At 65.2% G+C, this 17,944-nt stretch carries 19 protein-coding genes; 12 read left to right on the top strand and 7 right to left on the bottom strand.

All coding sequences use genetic code 11. The annotated features are described in order from the left end of the window. Nucleotides 1-34 precede the first annotated feature (34 nt). Both OHQ90_RS08870 and OHQ90_RS08865 read left to right on the top strand, forming a co-directional pair. Complete coding sequence (locus OHQ90_RS08870) at nucleotides 35-2,074, top strand: AMP-binding protein (RefSeq protein WP_328408991.1); 2,040 nt, start codon at nucleotides 35-37, stop codon at nucleotides 2,072-2,074. 136 nt (nucleotides 2,075-2,210) lie between these two features. Continuing rightward, nucleotides 2,211-2,600, top strand: a complete 390-nt coding sequence (locus tag OHQ90_RS08865; RefSeq protein ID WP_328408989.1) for a hemophore-related protein — start codon at nucleotides 2,211-2,213, stop codon at nucleotides 2,598-2,600. Between the two features lie 748 nt (nucleotides 2,601-3,348). Here OHQ90_RS08865 and OHQ90_RS08860 read toward each other — a convergent pair. Genes OHQ90_RS08860 through OHQ90_RS08850 form a run of 3 tightly spaced genes read right to left on the bottom strand, consistent with a single transcriptional unit; the run spans nucleotide 3,349 to nucleotide 4,963 of the window. Further along, a complete protein-coding gene (locus tag OHQ90_RS08860; protein WP_328408987.1) occupies nucleotides 3,349-3,687 on the bottom strand; it encodes a hypothetical protein in 339 nt (112 codons plus the stop codon). Beyond that, nucleotides 3,684-4,004, bottom strand: coding sequence for a hypothetical protein (locus tag OHQ90_RS08855; protein ID WP_328408985.1), 321 nt, complete (start codon nucleotides 4,002-4,004; stop codon nucleotides 3,684-3,686). Before OHQ90_RS08855 ends, OHQ90_RS08860 begins: the two co-directional genes overlap by 4 nt. After that, nucleotides 4,001-4,963, bottom strand: coding sequence for a nucleoside hydrolase (locus tag OHQ90_RS08850; protein WP_328408983.1), 963 nt, complete (start codon nucleotides 4,961-4,963; stop codon nucleotides 4,001-4,003). The genes OHQ90_RS08855 and OHQ90_RS08850 overlap by 4 nt, the downstream gene beginning before the upstream one ends. Before the next feature lie 367 nt (nucleotides 4,964-5,330). On the opposite strand from OHQ90_RS08850, the gene OHQ90_RS08845 reads away from it, so the two are divergent. Together OHQ90_RS08845 and OHQ90_RS08840 are read left to right on the top strand one after the other, a co-directional pair. Further along, complete coding sequence (locus OHQ90_RS08845) at nucleotides 5,331-5,810, top strand: hypothetical protein (protein ID WP_328408981.1); 480 nt, start codon at nucleotides 5,331-5,333, stop codon at nucleotides 5,808-5,810. 73 nt (nucleotides 5,811-5,883) lie between these two features. Next, nucleotides 5,884-6,198 carry a hypothetical protein gene (locus tag OHQ90_RS08840; RefSeq protein WP_328408979.1) on the top strand — a complete coding sequence of 105 codons (315 nt, stop codon included), beginning with the start codon at nucleotides 5,884-5,886 and terminating at the stop codon, nucleotides 6,196-6,198. A gap of 450 nt (nucleotides 6,199-6,648) precedes the next feature. On the opposite strand, the gene OHQ90_RS08835 is transcribed toward OHQ90_RS08840, so the two are convergent. Beyond that, complete coding sequence (locus OHQ90_RS08835) at nucleotides 6,649-7,470, bottom strand: LLM class F420-dependent oxidoreductase (RefSeq protein ID WP_328408977.1); 822 nt, start codon at nucleotides 7,468-7,470, stop codon at nucleotides 6,649-6,651. Between the two features lie 65 nt (nucleotides 7,471-7,535). Here OHQ90_RS08835 and OHQ90_RS08830 point away from each other — a divergent pair, with 65 nt between their 5' ends. The 3 genes from OHQ90_RS08830 to OHQ90_RS08820 all read left to right on the top strand — a co-directional run bounded on the left by OHQ90_RS08830 (nucleotide 7,536) and on the right by OHQ90_RS08820 (nucleotide 9,660). After that, entirely contained in the window at nucleotides 7,536-7,898 is a 363-nt protein-coding gene (locus OHQ90_RS08830; protein WP_328408975.1) for a MerR family transcriptional regulator, read from the top strand. 922 nt (nucleotides 7,899-8,820) lie between these two features. Continuing rightward, entirely contained in the window at nucleotides 8,821-9,072 is a 252-nt protein-coding gene (locus OHQ90_RS08825) for a hypothetical protein (RefSeq protein ID WP_328408972.1), read from the top strand. A gap of 33 nt (nucleotides 9,073-9,105) precedes the next feature. Then, a complete protein-coding gene (locus OHQ90_RS08820; RefSeq protein ID WP_328408970.1) occupies nucleotides 9,106-9,660 on the top strand; it encodes a TauD/TfdA family dioxygenase in 555 nt (184 codons plus the stop codon). Nucleotides 9,661-9,850: 190 nt separating this feature from the next. Here OHQ90_RS08820 and OHQ90_RS08815 read toward each other — a convergent pair whose 3' ends face one another. Beyond that, the gene (locus OHQ90_RS08815) at nucleotides 9,851-10,522 is read right to left on the bottom strand and encodes an aspartate/glutamate racemase family protein (RefSeq protein ID WP_328408968.1); all 672 of its coding nucleotides are present in this window, start codon (nucleotides 10,520-10,522) and stop codon (nucleotides 9,851-9,853) included. Nucleotides 10,523-10,583: 61 nt separating this feature from the next. Then, nucleotides 10,584-10,883, bottom strand: coding sequence for a DUF2568 domain-containing protein (locus tag OHQ90_RS08810; protein ID WP_328412726.1), 300 nt, complete (start codon nucleotides 10,881-10,883; stop codon nucleotides 10,584-10,586). Between the two features lie 664 nt (nucleotides 10,884-11,547). Here OHQ90_RS08810 and OHQ90_RS08805 point away from each other — a divergent pair. The 5 genes from OHQ90_RS08805 (at nucleotide 11,548) to OHQ90_RS08785 (ending at nucleotide 16,815) form a co-directional block, all read left to right on the top strand. Beyond that, on the top strand, nucleotides 11,548-12,603 hold the full coding sequence (locus OHQ90_RS08805; RefSeq protein WP_328408966.1) for a GNAT family N-acetyltransferase: 1,056 nt from the start codon (nucleotides 11,548-11,550) through the stop codon (nucleotides 12,601-12,603). Nucleotides 12,604-12,648: 45 nt separating this feature from the next. After that, the gene (locus OHQ90_RS08800) at nucleotides 12,649-13,083 is read left to right on the top strand and encodes a hypothetical protein (RefSeq protein WP_328408964.1); all 435 of its coding nucleotides are present in this window, start codon (nucleotides 12,649-12,651) and stop codon (nucleotides 13,081-13,083) included. A gap of 194 nt (nucleotides 13,084-13,277) precedes the next feature. Further along, nucleotides 13,278-13,994: a response regulator transcription factor gene (locus OHQ90_RS08795; protein WP_328408962.1), complete on the top strand. Its 717-nt coding sequence runs from the start codon at nucleotides 13,278-13,280 to the stop codon at nucleotides 13,992-13,994. A gap of 13 nt (nucleotides 13,995-14,007) precedes the next feature. Beyond that, entirely contained in the window at nucleotides 14,008-15,423 is a 1,416-nt protein-coding gene (locus OHQ90_RS08790) for a sensor histidine kinase (protein WP_442941353.1), read from the top strand. 222 nt (nucleotides 15,424-15,645) lie between these two features. Continuing rightward, complete coding sequence (locus OHQ90_RS08785; RefSeq protein ID WP_328408960.1) at nucleotides 15,646-16,815, top strand: hypothetical protein; 1,170 nt, start codon at nucleotides 15,646-15,648, stop codon at nucleotides 16,813-16,815. Between the two features lie 563 nt (nucleotides 16,816-17,378). Here OHQ90_RS08785 and OHQ90_RS08780 read toward each other — a convergent pair. Next, the gene (locus OHQ90_RS08780; RefSeq protein ID WP_328408959.1) at nucleotides 17,379-17,849 is read right to left on the bottom strand and encodes a DIP1984 family protein; all 471 of its coding nucleotides are present in this window, start codon (nucleotides 17,847-17,849) and stop codon (nucleotides 17,379-17,381) included. Nucleotides 17,850-17,944: the final 95 nt, after the last annotated feature.

The following is a 17,944-nucleotide window of genomic DNA, read 5'->3' as shown; positions in this document are numbered from 1 at the left end:
GCGGGCATCGAGGCGAGGCTAGGGAGTCACCGGGTTGAACGCGAAGCACGACTACCGACCGGTCTATCAGACCAGCTTGGTCGATCCGGCCGAGTTCTGGAGCAGTGCGGCGGAGGCGATCGATTGGGAGGTCGCGCCAACCCAGATCGTCGACACCGTGGCCCGCCCTGTGACCAGGTGGTTCCCTGATGCTCGCCTGAATACCTCCTTCAACGCCCTCGATCGACATGTGCACGGAGACACCGCGATCGAGGAAGGCCGGGCCAACCAGCCCGCCCTAATATACGACTCCGCTATGACGGGCACCAGAGGCGTTTTCACCTATGCCGAACTCCTCGAAGAGGTTTCCCGCTTCGCCGGCGCGATGGTCCGGCTCGGTGTCACCAAGGGCGACCGCGTCATCATCTACCTGCCGATGATCCCCGAAGCGGTCATCGCGATGCTCGCCTGCGCCCGCATCGGCGCGGTGCATTCCGTAGTCTTCGGCGGCTTCGCGGCGCCCGAGCTCGCGGCACGCATCGATGACGCGGCGCCTGTGTTGATCATCACTGCTTCCGGTGGTCTGGAGCCGGGCCGCCGGATCGACTACCCACCGATCGTGTTGCACGCGTTGGATCTTGCCGAGACCAGCGCGCCGCGCAATGTCATCGTGAAGCAGCGCGCGCAGTTCCCGACGATCCATTTCCCCGCCCCCCAGCCCGCGACCGAATCACTGCCGAGCTCCGCGCAGACCGTCGCGGCGCAGTGGCTGGATTGGGACGACGCCGTGCGCGATGCACCGCTCGCCGATCCGGTGCCGGTGGACGCCACCGATCCGCTCTACATCCTGTACACCTCGGGCACCACCGGTAAGCCGAAGGGCGTGGTCCGGGATAACGGCGGACATGCGGTTGCCCTGGCCTGGTCCATGCGCAATATCTACGACGTCGGGCCGGGACAGGTGATGTGGGCCGCCTCCGACGTCGGGTGGGTCGTCGGGCACTCCTACATCGTGTACGCGCCATTGCTGGTCGGCGCGACAACCCTTCTATACGAGGGCAAACCGGTCGGCACCCCGGACGCGGGCGCCTACTGGCGCGTGGTGGCCGAGCATCAGGTCCGCGTGCTGTTCACCGCGCCGACCGCGCTGCGCGCCATTCGCAAGGCCGATGCCGACGCCACGCTGGCACGCGGCTACGACCTGTCCTCGCTGCGCGCGCTGTTCTGCGCGGGCGAGCGGCTGGATCCGGCGACCTACGAATGGGCCACCGAGACCCTGCTCGCCGACCGGCCCGACTGCCCCGTCGTCGACCACTGGTGGCAGACCGAGACGGGCTGGCCGATCTGCGCGAATCTACTCGGCCTGCAACAGCTTCCGATCAAGGCGGGCTCGGCGTCGGTGCCGGTGCCCGGATTCCGGCTGCGCGTCCTCGACGCCGAGGGCAATCCGGTCGCACCAGGTACCGAGGGCAATATCGTCATCGGACTACCCATGCCGCCAGGCACCCTCACCGGCCTATGGCGCGATGAAGAGCGCTTCGTCCGGTCCTATATGTCGGCTTTCCCCGGGCACTATCTCACCGGCGACTCCGGATATTTCGACGACGACGGCTACCTCTTCGTCCTCGGCCGCAGCGACGATGTCATCAATATGGCCGGGCACCGACTATCGGCGGGCAGCATCGAGGCCGCCATCTCAGGTCATTCGGCGATCGCCGAATGCGCGGTGATCGGACTGCCCGACGAACTCAAGGGCCAGCGGCCGATCGCGTATGTGGTGCTCAAGTCCGGCGTCGAGATCGACCCGACGCAGTTGCGCGACGAACTGATCGAGCGGGTGCGCGAGCAGATCGGCGCCATCGCCACCCTGCACGATGCCGTGGTGGTTTCCGCGCTGCCCAAGACCAGGTCGGGCAAGATCCTGCGCAAGACAATCCGGCAGATCACCGCGGGCGACGCCTATGAGATCCCCTCGACCATCGAGGACTCCTCGGTGCTCGCCGCCCTGGAGCAGCAGATCGCCGCTGCCCAACCGCCATCGGCCGATACCGGCACGCCACTCGCGCCGAACGCGGATCCGGTTGTGCCGTCATAGATTTGCGTTCACCCGGCGTTAACATCCCTCAGAGGTTTCTCAGGGATAGCTCACCGATGTGCCAGCCCATGGCAATAGCCTCGAGACAGCGTCGAGACCACCACTGACGTACCCCTCGAAGATCTGGAGCCACACTATGAAGGCCTTGCGCAGTCGACCCGCCTACACCGGATTCGCCGCGGGCGGACTCGCCACCGTCGCGATGTTCCTCGCGCCGACCATCGCCTCCGCCGACGCCATGACCGATATGGCCGCGCCGCTGCTGACCTCCGATTGCTCCTTCGCCCAGGTCGACGCTGCCCTGCATGCCAAGGCCCCGCAGCTGGCCTCGATTCTCGACTCGAACCCGAGCCAGAAGGCCGAGCTGCAGCGCAAGTTCGATCAGCCGGTCGAGCAGCGCCGCACGGAATTCCAGCGCATCATCGACGAGAACCCGAGTGCGGCGCAGAACGCGCAGAACGATCCGCGTGCCTCCGGTATGAGCGCAACGATCCGCGCGGTCGCCGACTCCTGCCACAGCTACTAGCCGGCACTCGCGGCTCGCCTTTTCCGATCCCGACAGGCTGCTCTCGTAAGTACATGGGTAACTCCATGTGCTCGCATCGCGCTAGCGTGCGATGGAGGTCGTTGTCAAGAGTTGGCAGCGTTGGGTGTAGTTGGTTCCGTGAACCTCTGAGCTGCGGATACATTGAAATTCTGCCCAGTTCTGGCTGTGATATCGATTGCTAGCGTTGGGGTGCGCGGGTGTCGTTGGTTGACGTCAGCCATTAAATGGCAGGTTTGATGACAAGTAGCGACGGCTGGCCAGCAACGACGCCGGGCACGAACGATCCGGTGCAGGCGTGTTCGGACGATCTGCGGGAACCCCTACGAGGGGGCCGACAGGAGGTGAAGTGTGTGATGCCGAAATCCAGTGGCAAGAGCGACGACAGCAAGATGACGCAGGACCGCGCCACGCGAATCCAGTCCGCAGCCGACCGCAATCCAGGAAGCGGCAGCGCCAAATCCGGGTTCGCGTCACGGGCGCAGTCGAGCGCGGATAGAGCCGCTCACGAGGCGAATTCCAACCACACTGACCGCCGATAACCTTCACATCGCAGTGGTTCTCGGCAGCCAGATTGGCAACACTCAACGTCACGCTCAGAACATCGATCTCGCCCATATCGTCAGAGAACTACTTGGTCACAATGTCTCGAGTCCGGCAGATAGGGCGCCGTCGCGGACTCCTAATCTTCTGATCCGTAGTTACCAGCGGAAGCGTCAAAGCGCCGGATTCATTCCGGCGCTTCGATGTGTGGGCGGAGGCTCTGTAGCATCTGGAGTTTGTCAGCAAGTTGGTCGTCCAGCTCGCTGAATTTTTCTGATGGCATCGGTCCGGTCGAGGATCGCTGCGCAGATTCGGCGACGCTGGACTGGCCTTCCGGTACAGCGATCGACGTGTATTCCGTACTGAGCGTGTCCAGGGCACGGCCAAGAACCAGACACTGAGGCGGGCATCCGTAGTGGATACTCATGGCGCGGATCGCGTCGTTCCCGGTGAGCACGCCCGGGTCGGTGAGGCGGTCTTGCAGGTGCGCACCATCGTCAGGATCGGGAAGCGTTGGTGCGTTCACGACACCGCCCGTACCGTGGCGGTGTCGTCGACGATCAGCGCTCCGCCCCACCCGCACGGCCGGGCGTCCCAGGTGCGGTGTGCACCGATCCGGTCGTCCGACACCGAGACCGAACCGCAGAACACGGCTGGGCACGCCACGCTGATCAATCGGTTCTCGCCATCGAACTTCACGCGCCCGCAATCGGCATGCAGCCGCACACGGCCCTCGTCTACCGCGCCGAGTCTGGCCTCGGGCGGATGGGAGCGAGAGTCCGTGCAGCCCGAGATGGTGGTCATCTGTGGTGGATGCGCGTGCATCCAGCGTCGCCAGTTCACGCGCTCACTCCTTCGTGCATCCAGTCGATGAAGCCGTCGTAGTCGACCGCGCACGCGACCTCCATCGCGCGCCCGTCGGGGTCGCGGTAGATACGGGCGTCGCGCTCGATCCGTATCCGCTCAGGGGTAAAGGTGACGAACGGCAATCCGAGAGCGGCGCTGAAGGTGAGCCGGTCGTGCATCCAACTGCCGCGCCGCTGCTGCCTGGCGCTCTGCCGCTGAAACCATGCATCGAAATTCGCCGCCAGCAACTGCGCCCACTTCGGTGCGGTAGCAGATTGCAGTCGCCGCAGCAGCTCCCAGTCGGCGGTGACGTCGATCGCGGAGGAGTTCGTGAAATCCGACAAGACCAGCCGTGGTGTGCGGGTCAGGCGAAGCGCGAGACCAGCCGCTACGGGATCGGTGTGGAAGTTGTGCGAGGCGCACGTCTTGTCTCGGTACCGATCCAGCCAGCCACCCATCTGCGTGACTACGATCCGTTCGGCGAGATCGGGGACCAGGCACAGCACGGCAGACAGGTTGGTCATCGGTCCCATCCCGACCCAGCGGATCGGGCCGTCCGTGGCCGCGCACAGTCGGGTGACGGCGTCGGTGAGCCCGTCGACCGCGTCGAGAACCGCGTCGTTGGAGTCGGCATCGGTTTTGTTGGGTTGATCGACGAATTCATCCATCACGAACCGGTGTTCGCCGCCGATATCGATTCCGGGGATGACGGGAACGTCAGACCGGTCCATCAAATCCAGGACATGACGCGCCAGCTGGGCGCGGCGCCCGCGAGTCTCGTTGGCGGTGACCACAGCGAGATCGGTCACGGTTCGCGCGGCGATGACCAGCGTGACGAAATCGTCTGGGTCGTAAAACAGGTCGGTATCCAGGACCGTCACACCGGCCCCGGTGAGCGTCCTGGGTCGGGTGGTCTTCGACGGTTGCTCGGTGAGATCTGGTCGGTCATCGAACATCGGGCAGTGCACTCCTTGTCACGGGACAATCAGCGATGGTGTATGGAAATGGTCTGGGGGACAGTGCTGCTCACCACGGAGTGGCGTGCTGGGGTAGTCGGCGCAGATCGCAGGCAAGTTCGTCGGCAAGTGGGAACGTGGGTGTCTTCGTGGACGTCGATGGTCATCCGTCGAAACTCCAGGTCACTTGCAGGGGATTGGATCGGGTCGAGGGGTGAGGTCGAGGTGCGTTGCACTCGAAGGGCTATTTGGCATGTCCAAATCTGTGAGAACCCCACGCCACCGCGTGACCCATTTCCGAGACAGGAGTACCGAGCCACGGTGCCGTAATCGACTGTGCACGACGGCTTTCCGTGGGAGTAGAGCGGTGCTCGCGAGCACGGTGCCGGTGGCAATCGTGCTCGCGGCGGTGACTAGTCCGGCCGTAGCTGCGGAATCCACGGCCGGCGAGGCGATGCCCATTGTCTTGCTGTCGGCGGCTGCCGCGAGCGCGACCGGTGCACCGGCGGTGATCACTGATCAGCCGGGTGTCACCAGTCCCTTGCAGCCTGGCACCTCCACTCCGACCCCGCCGCCGGACCCCGCACCGACCCCGCCGGTGTACTACGTGCAGCCCCCCGAGATCCGCCACGGATCCGGGACACGCCCGGCACCATCGGCGGACCAGCCTGTGGAGCCGATCGCGATCGAGGATCTGCATTTGCCCGTACCGGTGGAACCGGTAGCGCCGATCGAGCCGCCGGAGAACACGATTCGGGTCGGGCAGTGGGAGGCACTGCGACCGGACTGGCTACCCCCCCCCCCCAGAGTGCGCGGACGCGATCAACGACATCGCGGCAGGCGCTGAGGCGCAGGTCGCGACGGCCCTCGATTCGGTCGGTATCCCCGCTGGACGGTCCGATCGGGTCAGCGGCGCAACCTTGGGTGGTGCCGCGCTGGCCAGTGCCGGTGGTGCGGTCGTTGCCGGAGCACCGGCTGCGGCTCTCGGCGCGGTCGTCGGCGGTCTCGTCGGTGGCACCGTCGGCGGAATCGCCGGTGCGCTGGTCGGCACGGTAATACCGGTACCGGTCATCGGAACGGTGACCTCCGGGGTGGCCGGGACAGCGATCGGTGCGGCAGCGGGCGCTGCCGCCGGAGCGGCCCTGCTGGGCGGTGCCGCCGCCATGGTCGGCGCTGTCGCCGGTGGCACGGTGGGTGCGGGGTTCGGTGCGGGTGTGGGGGTTGGGCAGCCATGACCCGCATGACGAACAACCATGCACGTGTCCTCGCGGCCGTCGCGATGGCGAGCGTCGCCGACATCGCCCGCGCCGCCAGCGCCGCCGTACGCGCCGCCTAGGCGGAATTCGTCCATCCGCCGCGGCCGACGTCGCCACGTGCTCCTCTGCTATGACGTCGAGTGCTACTCGCTGCGGACGCGAAAGTCGTCGTGTAGTGCGAGAGCGGACGGTCGCGGGGAACTTCCAACACTGAACTAACCCGTGTTTTAGCTAGCGATCGCAACCCGTCGCGGCAATTCCTGCAAGACAGTCACTCCGTGCCGACGATAAGCGGCGACGGTCACAACCGTGACTGCCGTCCGAACTCGCCGTTTACACGATGCTGACACCGTGAACGCAACGATTGGTGCGGTCCGGTCATCCCGCCCGCTGCCGCACGGGCGATCCCGCGCCGCAGTCGCGCAGATTTCAGGCCAGCCGGCGCTCGGCTATCTTCGTGATTTCGTCGAGGGTGCGTAGCGTTTCCGATTCTGGCAGGGTCGGCAGGCTGAAGACCAATCGCTGTACCCCGGCCTCGGCATAGCCGTCGACCAGAGCCGGATCGAGCGGGACGAATGCGACTGTGACAGGCAGGTCATTGCCGTCGAGTTGGGCCACCTGAGCCGGGATCGCCGCGGGATCGTTCACCGCGGCGGGGATCCAGCCGACACCGTGGCGGATCGCGCGTTGGGCCGCCGACTCTCCGCCACCGATGAAGATCGGCGGATGCGGTTGCTGTACGGGCTTCGGCCAGGCGTACATCGGGTCGAAATCGACAAAGCGGCCGTGGTACTCGGCGAGGTCCTCGGTCCAGATCTTCCGGATGGCTTCGAGTTGCTCGTCGAGTCGCGCGCCGCGGGTGCGCGGATCGGTGCCGTGATCGGCCATCTCCTCGCGATTCCAGCCCGCTCCGACACCGAATACGAAGCGCCCGTTCGAGATCAGGTCGAGCGAGGCGACCTCCTTGGCGGTGTGGATGACGTCTCGCTGAACCAGCAGGGTGACCGAGGTTCCGAGGATCAACCGCTCGGTGACCGCCGCGATGGCGCCGAGCGTGACGAAGGGGTCCAACGCGCGGTAGTACACCCGCGGCAGCTCACCTCCGCCTGGGGCGGAGGACTTCCGACTCGCGGGAATATGCGAATGCTCAGGCAAGAATAGGGATTCGAACCCCCGCTCCTCCAGCGCTAGGCCAAGCTTCGGACCGCTGATCCCCTCGTCAGTAACGAAGGTGGTGATGCCTATCTTCATGAGTAGTATACTGAAACCTTCACATGTGTGTGAAGGTCAATGAATATTTCTGTGAGGTGGAGCACATGCGTATCGGAGAGTTGTCCGAGCGAACCGGAACCTCCCGTCGGCTGCTGCGCTACTACGAGGAACAGGGCCTGATCTTCTCGCAACGCTGCCGCAATGGCTACCGCAGCTACGACGAGCACCTCGTAGAGCGCGTTCTCCAGATCCGAGGACTGCTCGATGCCGGCCTGCCGACCCGCATCATTAAGCAGATCCTGCCCTGTCTCGAGAAGGCTAGCTCCATCGTGTTCGACGAGGCCACACCGGAAATGCTCGACCTGCTGGAAGACGAACTCACCCGCATGTCCCGGCGCATCGATTGCCTCACTCGCAACCGGGAGGCCATTGCCGAATACCTCGACGCTGTACGCGCCCACGCATAACGATATGCCGACCTCTGCCGCCGGACTCAACGACCGAATTGCGACCGCTCACAAACGCATTCGTCGCTGACAGAAGGCCGTGCCAGGAGCACGGCCTTCTGGTGTGCAGTGAGGAAGCAGTGACCTCGAATCACTACTGTTGCGTCGTGCGCCTGGCTGCTCCCGGTGTTTTCGGCCGGACCGCCGTCGGCGCCAGCCCTAGACTAACCACCCCGGGTGTCGCTGTTCGCCAGAACACCAACCCCCGCACCGCGCGGGCAGCAACGACAGGACTCCAGACCCTCGACACACAGCCCACCGATGCTGATACCGCCGAGGCCAACTCGTAGCGGCACGGCCACCACCGACGGCGAGGGGCGTGTGGCGGCCTCGGCGGCCTCGCCTGTCGTGTCCCGCGGCGAGTCCGCCCGGCGTGAGTCGCCTGGCCTCGCCGCAACAATTGCCCGCGAGCCGAATTCCGCTCGTGCTGTTTGCATTCCGTGAATGGACGAGAGGAATTCGGGACCAGAATTTGTTTTCACGTTCCGCTTGACATCACACACCGTATCGAGCGTCCATGGAACCCGAAACGGCACCGACCCCCCGGGGAATTCGCCCCGATCTGTGTGGTTTCCGTCCCGGCCGGGACATCACCCGAATTCACGTGTCCTCCTTGGCCCAGCGGCGAATAGCGTCGGAAGCCGCGAAGTCCGTGCCCGATCGAGTTCGCACACTCACCGGCATCGGACTCGATGGAGCCGACCTCTACGACGAAGCGTTCGGCACCAACTGGGGCATGGTGTGTCGGAGGTGTAGACGTCGAGCAGGATGCGTCCGACCGTCAGGGAGTCGACGAATGCGGCACCGCCACGGCGGCGGGAGAAGTTGCCCGGTTTCGGGAGCAGCGCTTCACGGACCGGGTTGCCCCTCCTGGAGGGACACCATGATCGTCCGTAACGACACCGGCATCGCCGACCCAGCGGTCACCGCCGCTATCCCCGCGCTCGACACGGACCCGGCCGCGGCGGTTGCCCAGATGCGGCGAGCCTGCCGCGACAACGGGTTTGCGCTATTCACCATCGCCGACCCTAATGCGCCGGGCCGCACGATCCTCGCCGAGACCGCGCGATCGCTCGGTCTCGGCGACGCCTACATTCCACCGGTCTATACCGCCGACGCGGGCCGCTACGGCTAGGACAGCGACGGATTCAACACTATCTCGCCGACAGTGACCACCGCCGAACATCGGTACTTCGGCACCGGTGCCACGCAAGGCTTCCACACCGACGGCACGCTTGACCCGATCGGTTTGGTGGCTACATCGTTGTTGTGGTTCGAGCGCGCGGCACCGGAGGGCGGGCACACCACGATCTTCCAGGCGGTCGAGGCGTTCGAGCATCTGCGCCGCGGCAACCCAGGCGGGGCAGCGACACTGATGTGCGAGGACGCATTGACGCGGGTGGCGACCTCGTTCCACCCTCCGCAGAGGGTGACCGGGCCGGCGTTCGCCGACCTCGGCAACGGCCTGCGCGCTCGGTGGGCCGACGACGGCAACGAAATCTGGCAGCTGGCTGGTGATCTCGGTGCGCAGCGTGCGGCCATGGTCGAACAGATGCGCCAGAGGTCGCAGCCGGGTAGCCCGTACCGGCTCGATATAGCGATTCCTTCGCGTACCGGGGTGGTGCTGCGCAACGGCAGGGTGGCGCACGGACGCACCGCGTTTGTAGCCGGACCGGGCGAACGGATACTGATCCGCGGTCTGTACACCACGGAGCTGTCGTAATGAATTCGGCGGCAACACTTCTCGAACGCCGTCGCAGCGGCATCGATAACCTCCTCACGCGGTTCGGCTGCTATCTCGGTGAGGTCTTCGTGGAATGCCTCGACGGGTACTGGATCAACGAACCGTTCTGGGTGCCCCAGGCAGGAGTCACGCCCGTGGCAGAACCGGAGCGTGGAAGGGCCGAGTCCAACTACGGTATTGTTCCGGCCCGTCCCAGCGCGGCATGCGCAAGCACCTCGGTGATATCCACAGTCGGTAGTCGAGTGTTCTCCGGTGCGACAACCGATAGCTCCGTGCATCCGAGGACAACACCGTCGACATCGTCGCGATCGTAGGAGTCGATCCAGTGGCCGAGTTCACGACGCAACTCTTCGACCGGTCCGCCCGATTTGACCTGCTCTATCAGGCATCCGATTGCCCGTTGAAATTCTGGATATCGCACACGGCCCGAGAGATACGGTTCGAACAGCCTCAGCTGTCTTGTGGCCTCCGTTGCCAGCAAGAGCACTCGACGATAGGCGCGCCGCTCACACTCCGCAGACGTCTCGGCGAGAAGATTGCAGACCGGAACACGCGCTGCAGAAACGAGAGCCGTGTAGTAGGCGTGTGTCGTCGCCGACGGGACGACAATGAAATCGGCACCTGCACGCTCCAACATGGCGACCGCGTTCAGCAGCGCGGGCAACGGATCGGGCCCACGGCCCAGGAGATGCGCGATTCGGCTCGGTATCTGCTCACCGACCAGAATCGATGCCGGATACTCGTGGTCCACACTGGCTCCACTGAGGCGCAGCAACCTCTGGTGGAAATGCGCAGCAGCCAAAGGGCCAACCCCTCCGAGTATCCCTATTCGAGTGGTCATTCAACCTTTCCGATCGGTCACCGGCCAGAGGTACACATGAGCAGGACAGGCCATCAATGGTTCAGCAGCCATCCCACCGTGTCGTACTCGAGCGCGGGATAGGTCCCCAGGACGATCGCGGACAGCACCGCTGCCATCGAGAGCCGGCGATCCAGAGCGCAGCCACCCCGCCACCTGATATCACGACCTCGATCACGAGGCGCACTACTCCGGGCACCGCCACAGTGGCCGCCCCATCGCGGCTCGGATCCCCCGGCACCGCGAACCCACTCCACACCGCCACGACGGCAACCGGCAAAACCAGCACAAACCGCCACGGCGCATAGAACTCTCGCCATCCGGGCAGGCCGAACGAGGCCATCGCGGCAGGCTCAAGCAGAAACCGCACGCCCAGCATGATCGGCTTCAACCACATGCGGCGAGCCTAACCCAGACATGTCCGGCGGCCCAGGGCTGAGAACAACCAGAACCATTGCGCCACTCCGTGACTGGTGGAAACCGAACGGTGCCAACACGAATACGCCTGGCGACAGTCGCCATCGAGCCATCTCCGGACTGCTCGAGGACGCGGTCTCGCGCGCCGCCAACCACGTCGTAGTCGACGGCAGTCTCGACCATCGAGCTCGGCCGGGACGGATGCCCGCGATCGTCACGGTCGGTGAACTCGGGGAAGTCACCGGCAGCGGGCCTGTACGCCGACATTGCGGGCATGGTGCACGCCCTCAGGATCGAAGCTGTCCGCCGCCGGCGTTGACCGCGGAGAGCCGACCGTGGCGACCTGTCCAGCAGCGGTGTAGCGATCCACGCAGCCACCGACGTGCCGATTCCGGATTCGGCACCGAAGCGCCAGTTGAGCGGGTCGCACTCTAGCAGTTCGACTTTCGACTCGATTCCGGATACATCACCGTTTCACGGCTCTATCCTTTCTACGACACGTTGAACAACGTGCCGTTATTTACCGGTAGATGGATGCGGGTTGGTCCCATCGGAGCATCCACATCCTCCTGATGATGTGCAGGTTGACGATGCAGATCGATTTGAGATCCACGGTCGAACGGCCGCCGGAATGGGCGACGTTGGCGGGCGCGACGCCGGATTATGTGGTGTCGGTGCGTTGGCTCGAGACCATGGCGCCGTTGCTTCCGGGAGAGCCTCGCTGGCTGATCGCGACGGTCGACGGGCGCGCACAGATCGGGTTGCACACCCGCTGGCTTCGCTCGCCGCCCGGGGAGCCTCGCTACGACATCGCCGCCGTATTGCGCGGTGATATCCCGTCACCGGAACGGCACAGATGTTCCGAGCCGATCCCGATCGATGCGCTGTACCCATCTCTGCTTGTTGTGCTACCCGGATATGTCTGTGCGGCAGCGGGTTCGGGCGCGGCGGATCAGCCAGTTCTGCAGGGAACGCTGAGCGCTGTCGAGGTTTGGGCGGCTGCACGCGGTGCCCGGTCGGTGTCCTTCTTGTACGTGCCGCAGCGGCAGGAACCGCTTCGACGCGCCTTGATCGAATACGGCGCGCAGGCTGTACCGCTGTACCCGACCTGTGTACTGCCGTTGACCTTCGACAGCGTCGAGGAGTTTCACCACCAGCTGCCGAAGGCCCGCCGACGAGATATCGCGCGTCTGCGCCGCCGGCTGACCGAGAGCGATATCGCCGTGGGCGAGGCCGAGTTGGCGCAAGTCCGCGACGAGGTGCTCGATTTGCGGTTGGGACTGCTGCGCAAGTACGGCTCCGAGGCTGATGCCACTGTGCAGTCGTCGGTGATCGATCGGATGCTCGCACTGTACGAGCCCCAAGATGTGGTTGTGGCGGTCGCCCGTCGCAAAGACGGGCTCGCCGGTTTCTCCCTAGGTCTTCGGCACGAAGATACGTTGCGGCTGTTGTGGTGTGGTCAGCGCCCGGACGCGTATGGAGCATATTTCGTCACATGCTTCTACGAGTCGGTGCGTGCCGCCCTGGCCCGTGGCGTCACCCGCATCGACTACGGCATCATGAAATGGGATCTGAAGATGTCCTTCGGCTGCCGTCTGGAGCAGCTGACCGGCCATCTGTTGACCATCGCACCCAATGCGGAGTAGCCGACTGTTCCTGTGCGGTCAGGCCGTATCGCTGCTGGGTGACGGTTGACGGTATTGGCGGTTCCGCTGCTCGTACTGCGGCTGACCGATGATCCCGCGGTTGCGGCATTGGCCCTCGGCACCCCGCGTGATCGGATATTTGATCGCAGGTCTGCCTCCGGCCCTCTGGTGGATCGGGTCGGCCCGTGGCGGATCCTCATCGCGAGCGATGTCGTCCGACTGCTGGTATTTCTCGTATTGTTCGGCTCGCTTGTATTCCGTCCCTGTTCGGTCGGGGTGATCGTCGTGCTCGCGTGCGTTGCAGGGGTAGCCGGAGCGTTCTTCGAGACCGCCCTCGTCGTCGCGGTACGCGACAGTTTCACAGGCGCGGATCCGTTGCGGGCCAACGGATTACTTGAGCTGGTGGGCCAGTTGACAGGGCCAGACCAGCGCACCGCGTCATTCAACACCGCCCCACACACACGTCGGCCGAATTCTTGACAAGTGGATGGCAAATGACCGCAGATCACACGGTACTGTCGGCACCATGACCAGCGGCGATGCCTTTAGAGAGCACACTGGTAACTCACCGGGCACGCCCCGAAACTCCGGCGGCACCCAACGCGGGACCTGACCGCAAAACGTCGCGGCACCTGCTGGAATGGCCTGAATACGCGGAGAGGCGGAAGCGCACAATGAACGACGTGACGAGCGAGCGTACAACCCCGACTGTCCTTGTTGTCGACGACGACGAGGACGTGCTCGCCTCGGTCGAGCGCGGGCTGCGGCTGTCCGGCTTCCAGGTGCTTGTCGCCAGGGACGGCGCCGCAGCGCTGCGCAGCGTCGCCGAGCACGCACCGGACGCGATCGTGCTGGACATGAACATGCCGGTGCTGGATGGCGCCGGGGTGGTGACCGCGCTGCGGGCCCTCGGCAACGAGGTGCCCATCTGCGTGCTGAGTGCGCGCGCCTCGGTCGACGACCGGATCTCGGGGCTGGAATCCGGCGCCGATGACTACCTGGTCAAACCGTTCGTGCTCGCGGAGTTGGTGGCACGGATCCGGGCGCTGCTGCGCCGTCGCGCGGACGTGACCGCAACGGCCACGCCCGGTGCGGTCACGGTCGGGCCGCTGGAGGTGGACATCGCCGGGTATCGCGCCCTGCTGCACGGGAACGAAATCGAGCTCACCAAAAGGGAATTCGAGCTGTTGTCCACGCTCGCGCGGAATGCGGGCGTGGTGCTCAGCCGCGAGCGATTGCTGGAGTTGGTGTGGGGCTACGACTTCGCGGCCGACACCAATGTGGTCGATGTCTTCGTCGGCTATCTGCGACGCAAGCTCGAGGTAGGCGATACACCCCGGCTGCTGCACACGATCCGCGGTGTCGGATTCGTGCTGCGAGCCTCCAAATGAACTCGAGTACAAGGTGACCGACTCTTTGCCCGCAGCGCCGGAGACCTCGTGGTCGCCGACCACACCGCCTGCGCCGACGAAAAGGCGTCGTCGCCGGTCATTTTCGCTACGCACCAGGGTCGCCGGAGCCGCGGCGGCGGGCGCAGTGATCATTGTGTCCATACTGAGCCTCATCAGCGTGCGCGCGATCGAACGCAACAATGTGGCGCAGATAGATCAGCAGATCACCATCGTCTCGCGGATCGTCCTGCTCAAGCCGGAGCTCGCCGCCGGGTTCGTCACTATTTCCGGGCTGGACACCAACCTGGCGGTCACCGTCCGCGACAACGGCGTCGTCACAGCCAGTGGCCCGACCCAATTGCCTGATCTGACACCAGGTTTCCACACTGCCACCGTGAACGGCGTCCGCTATCGGATGCTCACAACCACCGAGAACCAACCGCCGGGCCGCACGGTCGCACTCGGCATCCCCGCCGCCGAAGCGGCCCGCGCAACCGCCGAGCAAAAGCGCTGGGTCCTTGCGGGCGCGTCGCTTGCCATCGCTGCCGCCGCCGCGCTCGGCTGGTTGCTCGCCGGACGCGCGGTACGACCGATCACCGACCTCACCCGCCAGGTCGGCGCCCGCAGCGGCAGGCCAGATCCCGATAATCCGCAATCACCGGTCGATGGCTCGGGTGTGCGCGAAGCAGAGGAGCTCGCCGAGGCGGTGAACACCATGCTGCACCGCGTGGACCAGGCGCAGGACGAAACCGCCGCCGCGCTGGAGACGGCACGTGATTTTGCCGCCGTGTCCGCCCACGAACTGCGTACCCCCCTCACCGCGATGCGTACCGATCTCGAGGTGCTGCGCACCCTCGACCTCGACGAAGCCCAGCGCACCGAGATCCTCACCGACCTTGCACGCAGCCAAGGCCGGGTGGAAACCACCCTTGCCGCGCTCGAGCGCCTGGCCACCGGCGATCTCACCAACGAACGCGACCACATCGCCACCGATGTCGGCGACCTGTGCGACCAGGCCGCACACGACGCCATGCGGCATTTCCCCGGACTGACCGTTCGCATCGACACCGACGCCGAACTGGTGACCCTCGGCCTGCCCGCCGGGCTGCGCCTCGCGGTCGACAACGCGCTGAAGAACTCGGTGACACACGGCGGCGCCACCGAGGCGCTGGTGTCCGCGCATCGCGCACCCGACGGGCACATCGTGATCTCCGTTGACGACAATGGCAGCGGCATCCCGCTGGACGAACGCGCCGCGGTGTTCGACCGTTTCTTCCGAGGCAGCCGAGCCAGCAAAGGCGGATCCGGCCTCGGCCTCGCCCTGGTCGCTCAGCAGGCCCAATTACACGGCGGACAAGCCTATTTCGACAACGGCACGCTCGGCGGCATCCGCCTGGTCCTGCATCTACCCAACCGCACCGCGCACTGAGCCGTTCCGACTACCGCCGCACCGGCCAGCAGGAGAATCGGATTCCCATCGGCGGGCGTGGACGCGGTGCAGAATCCGACTGTGTGATATTCCGCACACCGAATGCCGGGGGTGCCACAAACGTTGTTCGAGTGAGTCATCGGCGCTGGACGGATTGTCCTTACCGAATCCTCAGAGAAGTGCTATTCGTTGCGCCAATCGGGGGTCATAGGGTCTGCGGATGTGATCGGAAAACGCGCCCGCTGGGCACTCCTCGCCGTCGGGATTGTCGTTGCGGGCGCGGTCGGGGGCGGCATCACGGCCTGCTCGCGCTCCGCCGCCGCACCGACCGGAATCGCCTTGGTCAACGCCGACACCGGGCCGACCGGTGGGCGCGTCGTACAGGCGCTGGAGCAGGCGGGCGGTTACGAATGGACCGCAGCCAAGCCTGGGGAGGCGGATCTCGACGACTACGCCGCAGTGATCACACTGCCCGCCGATCTCACCGCGGCAATAGGCACGCTCGCCGGCGACCAACCCCAGCGGGCCAAAGTGACCGTGGCGACGCATGAAGGTGCGGACGCGCAGTTGGTGAACGGGGCGGTGAACGAGGTGACGCATCGGATCGGCGCGGCGGGCGTCGATGCCGCGCTGTCGGCCGTCGCCCAAGCGCGCACCCAACTCTCGTCGGTGCAATTGACCACCCAACTGCTCAATGCCGGGGTGAACGCGGCAGCCGCGGGCGCGGACCAGTTCAGCTCGGGGGCCGATCAGTTGCTCGGCTTCCTGAGCTTCGCCAAAGAAGGCTCCGCACAATTGACTTCGGCGATCGCCATGCTGAATTCAACGGTCGACGGTGCGGCGGCGCAAGCAGATCAGCTTGCCTCGGCATTGGATTCGACCGGGCTCACCATCGCCCAAGTCGAGCAGACCGCGAACACCGTGAGCGGCGGCCTCGATCAGGTCCTCCCACTCCTGCGCGCGCTGCCCTTCGCGGGCGATCCCCGACTTGCCGACATCATCGGGAAACTCGAAGCCCTGCAAAGCGTTTCGAGCCAGGCCGGATCTCAGTTGACCGGTCTCGGCAGCCTGGTAGGCGGCGCGGTCGACCCGAACACGGATCTGGGCACCCTGCTGCGCACCGTCGTCGCCCGATTGCACAGCGCGAGCGCCCAATTGAACGAAGGCGCGAAACTGGCCGAGGGCCTCCCCCAGCTCGCCGACCAGGGTGGCGCCCAATTGACCAGCGCCATCAGCCAAATGACCGCAGGCGTCACCGGCCTCCAGCAGATCGTCACCAACCTCGGCACCCAGACCGACAAGGCCATGTCCGCCCTCCCCCAGCGCAGCACCAGCCAGCAGGCCGCCGTCGCATTGGCACTCACCGATCCGGTCGAAATCGTCCACGAGTGACATTCGGTGGCGCAGAACTCAGCCGCACTTTCTCTCGGTATCCGCAGCCAGCCAGCCGAGCGCATTGGAATACGGTCGTCAAACGACCGCTGTAGCAGCCAAACCTAGAGACTTCTCTCCATGTACGCCTACCAGGGGTTTCCCGAGCAGTGCTGGGCACGTCACGTGCCGTACCCGACTTCGTCTACCGCAACCTGGATAGGCAGGCACACAGCTTCCAGCGCGGGGCTGACTGTGGTTGCGTCGCAGGCATTCCAGGTATCGAGCGTAGTGAGATGGTTGTTCTGAGCTTGGTTCGGGCCGCCATTTCACTACCGCCGATTCGGCGACGCGCCCCGGTACGAAGGTGGAGTGCCCCTTGCCCGCCCTCGTTGTCGCGGATCCGCACATGGTGGTGTGCTGTGTGCCGTGCCCGGTCACCTGTGCACCATGCTGGGCTGCAATGTGAGGAAGGGAGTCGAACCCTCGCACTGCCCATCGTGCGCCAGGAGGTGAGCCGAATACCCGTCGGCTCAGCGGGTTGTGCACGCCTCCGCGACAACTACCTGCTCCACCTCGCTGCGTCAGTCCAGCAGATCGACCTCCCAGTTGGCGCGCTGGATTCGCACGTCGAGTTCGCGAAGCTCCTTGGCAAGCTCATCGGCCTGCCCACGCAGCTCAGCAACAGGCAAGGCGGACAACATCTTCAGCTCGGACCGCAGCTGACGCGCATAACCCGGCTGCCCCTTGCCCGAAGCCGCATCCGCCGCAGCGGTGACCACGGAATGCCGCAGCCGCAACGTATCCCGCCGCGCCAGCGCATCCGTCACCGTGCCGTCCGAGTCGATCCGCGCGGCGGCATTGGTGCGATTGATGCGCCGGATCAATGTTTCGTACTCACCGAGCACCTCGCCGACCTCGGCAAGCAGCCCCGCCGCATCCTCGGCAGGCTCCTCCCCCTCCTGATAGCGGGCGCTGCTCACGATGCGAGCGCGCAACTGCTCGATCCGCCGCGCCGAATCCGCCCGCAACGACAATGCCTCTGCCAGCTTCACGACCCCTCCCTTCGATGTCGACCGCAAAGTATGAAATATAGATCCCACTACAGAACGAGTCACGCCGATTTCCTTGCTTACGAAACAGGCCCAGC

The organism is Nocardia sp. NBC_00403, from assembly GCF_036046055.1.
Lineage (GTDB): Bacteria > Actinomycetota > Actinomycetes > Mycobacteriales > Mycobacteriaceae > Nocardia.
This window is presented reverse-complemented; position numbering and strand designations above follow the sequence as displayed.